The sequence below is a fragment of the Streptomyces sp. 2A115 genome (assembly GCF_052245575.1).
Lineage (GTDB): Bacteria > Actinomycetota > Actinomycetes > Streptomycetales > Streptomycetaceae > Streptomyces.
The window spans coordinates 1-5,391 of record NZ_JBQQCG010000182.1 but is presented as its reverse complement, the minus strand read 5'-3'; the positions used below and the strand labels follow the sequence as shown (position 1 = coordinate 5,391).

At 70.2% G+C, this 5,391-nt stretch carries 5 protein-coding genes; 1 reads left to right on the top strand and 4 read right to left on the bottom strand.

What is annotated here, in order from left to right; genetic code table 11:
* Positions 1-899: XdhC family protein (locus tag ACTWQR_RS55260; RefSeq protein WP_443234934.1), on the bottom strand; the 899-nt coding region annotated here is incomplete at its 3' end.
* Positions 900-1,025: 126 nt separating this feature from the next.
* Between ACTWQR_RS55260 and ACTWQR_RS55255 the strand changes: the two genes are divergently transcribed.
* Positions 1,026-1,292, top strand: coding sequence for a hypothetical protein (locus ACTWQR_RS55255; RefSeq protein WP_443234933.1), 267 nt, complete (start codon positions 1,026-1,028; stop codon positions 1,290-1,292).
* 4 nt (positions 1,293-1,296) lie between these two features.
* Here ACTWQR_RS55255 and ACTWQR_RS55250 read toward each other — a convergent pair whose 3' ends face one another.
* From ACTWQR_RS55250 to ACTWQR_RS55240, 3 genes are read right to left on the bottom strand one after another with little or no spacing between them, the layout of a single operon-like run.
* A complete protein-coding gene (locus tag ACTWQR_RS55250; protein WP_443234932.1) occupies positions 1,297-3,477 on the bottom strand; it encodes a xanthine dehydrogenase family protein molybdopterin-binding subunit in 2,181 nt (726 codons plus the stop codon).
* Positions 3,474-4,475, bottom strand: a complete 1,002-nt coding sequence (locus ACTWQR_RS55245; protein WP_443234931.1) for an FAD binding domain-containing protein — start codon at positions 4,473-4,475, stop codon at positions 3,474-3,476. The genes ACTWQR_RS55250 and ACTWQR_RS55245 overlap by 4 nt, the downstream gene beginning before the upstream one ends.
* A 3-nt stretch (positions 4,476-4,478) precedes the next feature.
* On the bottom strand, positions 4,479-5,000 hold the full coding sequence (locus ACTWQR_RS55240) for a (2Fe-2S)-binding protein (protein ID WP_443234930.1): 522 nt from the start codon (positions 4,998-5,000) through the stop codon (positions 4,479-4,481).
* Between the last annotated feature and the right edge of the window lie 391 nt (positions 5,001-5,391).

Here is a 5,391-nt window from a genome sequence, read left to right as displayed (position 1 = left end):
CGGGATCCCATCGCGCCCACGTAGCCGACGGGCAGATCGAGGGCCAGTCGCAGCAGGGGGATGTCGAACTTGGCGTCGTGGGTGAGGACGCAGACGGCGGTACGGCCGTCCACCTCGGTGCGTTCCAGGTAGCGGTGCGGCCAGTCGACCACGACCTCGTCCGCGTGCGGGAAGCGTGCCGCGGTGGCGAAAACGGGGCGGGCATCGCACACGGTGACCCGGTAGCCGAGGAAGCGGCCGGCCTGGCTGAGCGCGGTGGCGAAGTCGACCGCGCCGAAGATCAGCATGCGGGGGCGGGTCGCGGCCACGTGGACGAGGACGGAGAGCCGGTCGGAGCAGGTGTCCGTGTCCCCGCCGAGCGAGACGAGCGCGGTGCGTCCCGCCCGCAGCTGGGCTTCGGCCCGGTCCGCCACCGCCTGGCCTGTCGGCCCCGCGGCCAGCGTCGCTTCGGCGATGCAGCTGTCACCGAGAACGCTCAGGGTGGCGCCGATCAGTCCGTCGGGGCCGTCGACGACCTGGGCAACGGCTGCGGGTCTGCCCCCGGCAACCTCGGCGAGGGCCGCGCCGAGAGGCGGCCGGGTCGCGGGGTCGATGCGCTGGACGAGGACGTCGAGTTCGCCTCCGCAGGTCAGGCCGACGGCGAAGGCGTCGTCGTCGGAATAGCCGAACCAGGCGCGCTGGGGCGGTCCCTGGTCGTGGAGGACCTGTCGGCACAGTTCGTAGACCGCGCCCTCGACGCAGCCGCCGGAGATGCTGCCGACCGCGTTGCCGTCCTCGTCCACCGCGACCGACGTACCGACGGGCAGGGGTGCGCTTCCGGTGACGTCGACGACGGTGGCCAGGGCGAAGGGGCGTGCCTCGCGGCACCAGCGGTGCAGCGTGTCCGCGATGTTCAGCATGGGTCTCTCTCCGGGTTCGCCGTGGGGAGGGTAGGGGCGGGTTGCCGCCACGCGCGGACGCTGCGCGCATACGCGGGGCGACCCTGATAGGTCCGGCACCGGGACCGACGGCCGGACAGGCCGGCGGTGCTGGTGTTGGAGCAACGCCTCGGCGGTGACGGGCGGTTCGCCGAACCGGCGGCCGGTGGCATGGAAGACCGCGCTGGCGAACGGGGCCTGCGCCGTGCAGAACAACACCCGGTCAAGCCCCGGATGCGCATTTCCGGGGAGGCGGAATTTCCAGCGATCCCGGTCGACTCGTCCTGCGTCGACAACGAGCCTGTGTCGCTTGGGTGGTGCGACATCGGTCGCACCACCCAGGCACTCCTGCCCGGAGTGGTCCTGACGAGTTGACGGCCTACATCACGTGCTCGATCCGGATGGGCAGCCGGTTGTGTCGCTGTCCAGTGGCGTGGAAGACCGCGTTCGCGACAGCGGCTGCCGCGCCGACCATCGTGACCTCGCCGAGGGCCTTCACCCCGACGTCGTTGAGGAGCAGGTCGGGCTCGTCGATGAAGTCGAAGTCGATCTCCTGTATGTCAGCGTTGACCAGGACGGGGTACTCCTCCAGCGTTGTGTTGAGGAACCCGCCGAAGCGCGGGTCGACCTCGCTCGACTCGCGGAGCGCCTGGCTGATGCCCCAGATCACGCCCCCGCGGACCTGACTGGCCGCGGTGACCGGGCTGGCGACCCGGCCGCAGTCGGCCACGCAGAGCGCCCTGGGCACACTGATGCGCCGTGTCGTGGCCTCGATGCGGACCTCGACGAAGTGAGCGACCCAGCTGAAGGCCGTGAAATCCGGGAAGACCGGACCCGCAGGGGCGGTCAGGCCGGCCCGTGAACGGTCGAGCATCTCGGGGGGCTGGCCCGGTCCCAGGGAGGTCACTTCCACCTCCGGCGATCCGTGTCCGGTGGCTCGGACCGCGGCTGCCACATCCACTGTTCCGGTGTCGCCCGTGCCGAGCTGCCTCCGCAGTTCGCCAAGTGCCTTGTGCACCGCGGGCAACGCGGTCGCGGTGCCCCACGAGCCGGCGGTGAGATGCTGCGGCGCGAAGCGCGTGTCACCGACCCGTACGACGACGTCCTGCACCCGAACACCGAGGTCCTCCGCGACCAGGAGAGCGATGGCGGAGCGGATGCCCTGCCCCATCTCGTGGCCGTCGACGCCGACGGTCACCCGGCCATCGGCTGCCGCGGACATGCGGGCCACGGCCGGAGCGACCATGACCGGGTAGGCGCCGGCAGCGACGCCCAGGCCCACGAGCGATCCGTCAGGGGCACGCATCGACCCCGGCCGCGGATCGCGTCTCTCCCATCCGAACCGCTCCGCACCCCGCTTCAGACACTGCGCCAGGTGGCGGGAGGAGAAAGGCAGACCGGTGACCGGGTCCGTGGCGGTGTCGTTGGCCAACCGCAGCTCGACGGGGTCCTGGCCGGTGGCGTAGGCCAGTGCGTCGATGGCCGACTCGAACGCGAAGCTTGCCGGGCCCTCGTGCGGAGCCCTCATGTATCCCGGCGTCTGGATGTCGGTCTGAACCAGGCGCTGACGTCCCCCGAAGTTGGGGACGGCGTACAGTCTCGACGTCATCTCCGTGTACATGGCGGGGAACAGGTCGTGGCGGGACGTCTGGTGCTCCGTGTCGTGGAGGGCGGCCAGGAGCCGTCCCGATGGGTCGGCGCCCAGCCGGATGCGATGACGGCTGACCGGCCGGAAGCTGCCGGTGTGGAACGTCTGCGGGCGCGGAATGACCAGCTTGACCGGACGCATCAGCCGGCGTGCGGCGAGCGCCAGTGGCCCGATGTGCGGCTGCAGTGCGTTGCGGGATCCGAAGCCGCCTCCGATGTAGGGCGAGATGACGTCGACGTCGGCGGGATCGAGGTTCAGTTGCGTGGCGACTCCGTGGCGGAGTGCGCCGGCGTTCTGGGTGCTCTCGTGCACTACGAGCCCGTCGCCCTGCCATTCCACGACTGAGCTGATCAGTTCTATCGGGACCTGGTGCTGGGCCGGGTGCAGGTAGGTCTCGTCGATCTGCACCGGGCTCGCCGCGTACGCGGTCTCGGCGTCGCCCACCTTGACGTCGGCAAGCCAGGGCAGCGGTATGGCTTCTTCCTGGAGGACGGAGGTGGCGCCTTCGTCGTCGATTCCGACGGCGAACGGCTCGGTCTCGTAGCGTGCCCGGACGAGTTCAGCCGCCTCGGTGGCGGCGACCAGGGTGTCGGCGACGATCAACGCGATCGGCTGTCCTCGGTAGGCGACGACATCGCTGAGCAGCGGCTGCAGGCTCTGAAAGGCGAAGCCTCCGCCCATCAGGAACCCGGGGCCGCGCAGTTCGTCCTCGTTGAACCGGGTCAGGACCAGACGGACCCCGGGGACCGCCTCGGCCGCGGCGGTGTCGATGGCCACGGTGCGGCCCTTGCCGATCGTGGCCAGGGCGAACATGGCATACGCCAGGTCGTCCGGGACGCGGTCGGCGCCGTAGCGTGCGGTGCCGGTGACCTTTTCGTGGGCGTCGACGCGGCGCAGGTCCGGGTTCTTCATCGGGCGGCTCGCTTCCCGGCGGTGAGCAGTGCGTCGGTAACGGTGCGGATGCCCAGTTCGACTCGGAACGCGCCGGTGCGAGGAGGGCGGGCGTCGGCGAAGGCGACTTCCCCCGCGTGGCGAGCGGTTTCCATGGTGAGTTGTTCGCCGATCAGTGAGCGTTCCGCTGCCGTCGCCCGCCAGGGGCGCGTGGCGACCCCTCCCAAACCGATCCGGCAGTCCGTGACCATTCCCTGTGCGTCCAGCGTCACAGCGGTGGCGGCCGAGGTGAGGGCGAAGGCGTAGGACTCCCGGTCACGGATCTTGTGGTAGGTGGAGCCGCGACCGGCGGGTGTCGCGGGAACGCGGATCCGCAGGATCAACTCATCGGGAGCCAGGGTGTGTTCGAGCAGAGGGTTGTCTCCCGGTTCGACGTGCAGTTCGCCGAGCGGCAGTGTCCGTTCGCCGCCTGGGCCGACCACGTCGAGTTCGGCGTCGAACGCGATCAGGGCTACGGCCCAGTCGCCCGGATAGGTGGCGATGCAGGTGTCGCTGGTGCCCAGCAGCGCGTGGGTGCGGTCGAGTCCCTCGAGAGCCGCACAGCCGCTGCCGGGATTCCTCTTGTTGCAGGGGAACTCCGCTCCGCCGCGGAAGTAGCCGCATCGCGTGCGTTGCAGCAGGTTCCCGCCGACCGTCGCCATGTTGCGCAGTTGCTGGGACGCCGCCCGCCACAAGGATTCCGACAGCGCCGGATAGTCGCGGCGTACGACCGGATGGTCGGCGACCTCGGCCATTTTCGCTCCCGCACCGAACGACAGTTCGTCCTCACCCGTACTGATCTCGGTCAGCTCGGCGAGACGGTGAATGTCGATGACGGCCGGCGGCGCCTCGATGCCGAGCTTCATCAGGTCGTACAGGGTCGTGCCACCGGCCAGGAGCTTGGTGCCCGGCTCGGCGGCGGCCAGGGCATCGACGGCCCTGGCGACGCTGTCGGGCACTACATAGGCGAATGAGCGCACCGTCTACACCTCGCTCTGCTTGGTCTGGTCGGCCACCCGGCGGATGGCGGCGGTGATGCCGACATACGCGCCGCAACGGCACAGGTTGCCGCTCATGTACTCACGGATGTCGCCGTCGGTCTCGGTGTGGCCTTCGGCCAGGCAGGCCAGGCCGGACATCACCTGCCCAGGCGTGCAATAGCCGCACTGCAGGGCGTCGCAGTCGACGAACGCCTGCTGCAACGGGTGCAGCGTGCCGTCGGGAGCCGCGACGCCCTCGATGGTCATCACGTCCTGTCCCGCGACCTGGACCGCCGGAGTCAGACAGGACACGACGCGACGGCCGTCGATGTGCACCGTGCAGGCGCCGCACTGCCCCTGATCGCACCCCTTCTTGGTTCCGGTCAGCACGAGCCGCTCGCGCAGCACGTCGAGCAAAGACTCGCGAGGATCCAAAGCGAGGCACATCTCCTCGCCATTGACGGTGAAGGCCGTCTCGACAAGGTCAGTCGGCGGCCTGGTGGTGGTCGTCGATGTCTTCATCATGGGGGGCTCGCTCCTTCGTTGCGGCGGGCGGGTGAGCGCCTGCGGCCTTGACCGTAGGGGCGCCCGCGCAGGGGCGGGAGAGGAAGGTTTATCCATGGACCGGCAGTCTCTGCCTGGTGGAGTGGTCCCACTGCACGACGATCGTGTGTAGCCCTGTCCCGTGGGGGGTGCGGGGGACGCGACGCGGCTCGCGCGTCCCCGGTCTCGTGTGTGGCGCACGTATCCGGCGGCGCCGGCCGACGGGGCCCGCCCGGTGGCGGACGCGTCCGCGGTGGGGTGGCGGTCAGCTGTGCAGGGCGCGCAGCACCTTGGAGAAGGCGGCTTTGCTCTCGAAGCCGATGCCGGGGGTGTCGGTCAGGCCGACGCGGCTCTTCTCGACGACGGCGTCGTC

Coding starts and splice junctions, on each gene's coding strand:
- ACTWQR_RS55250 (WP_443234932.1), bottom strand. CDS start 3,477: ATGAAGAACCCGGACCTGCGCCGCGTCGACGCCCACGAAAAGGTCACC.
- ACTWQR_RS55240 (WP_443234930.1), bottom strand. CDS start 5,000: ATGATGAAGACATCGACGACCACCACCAGGCCGCCGACTGACCTTGTC.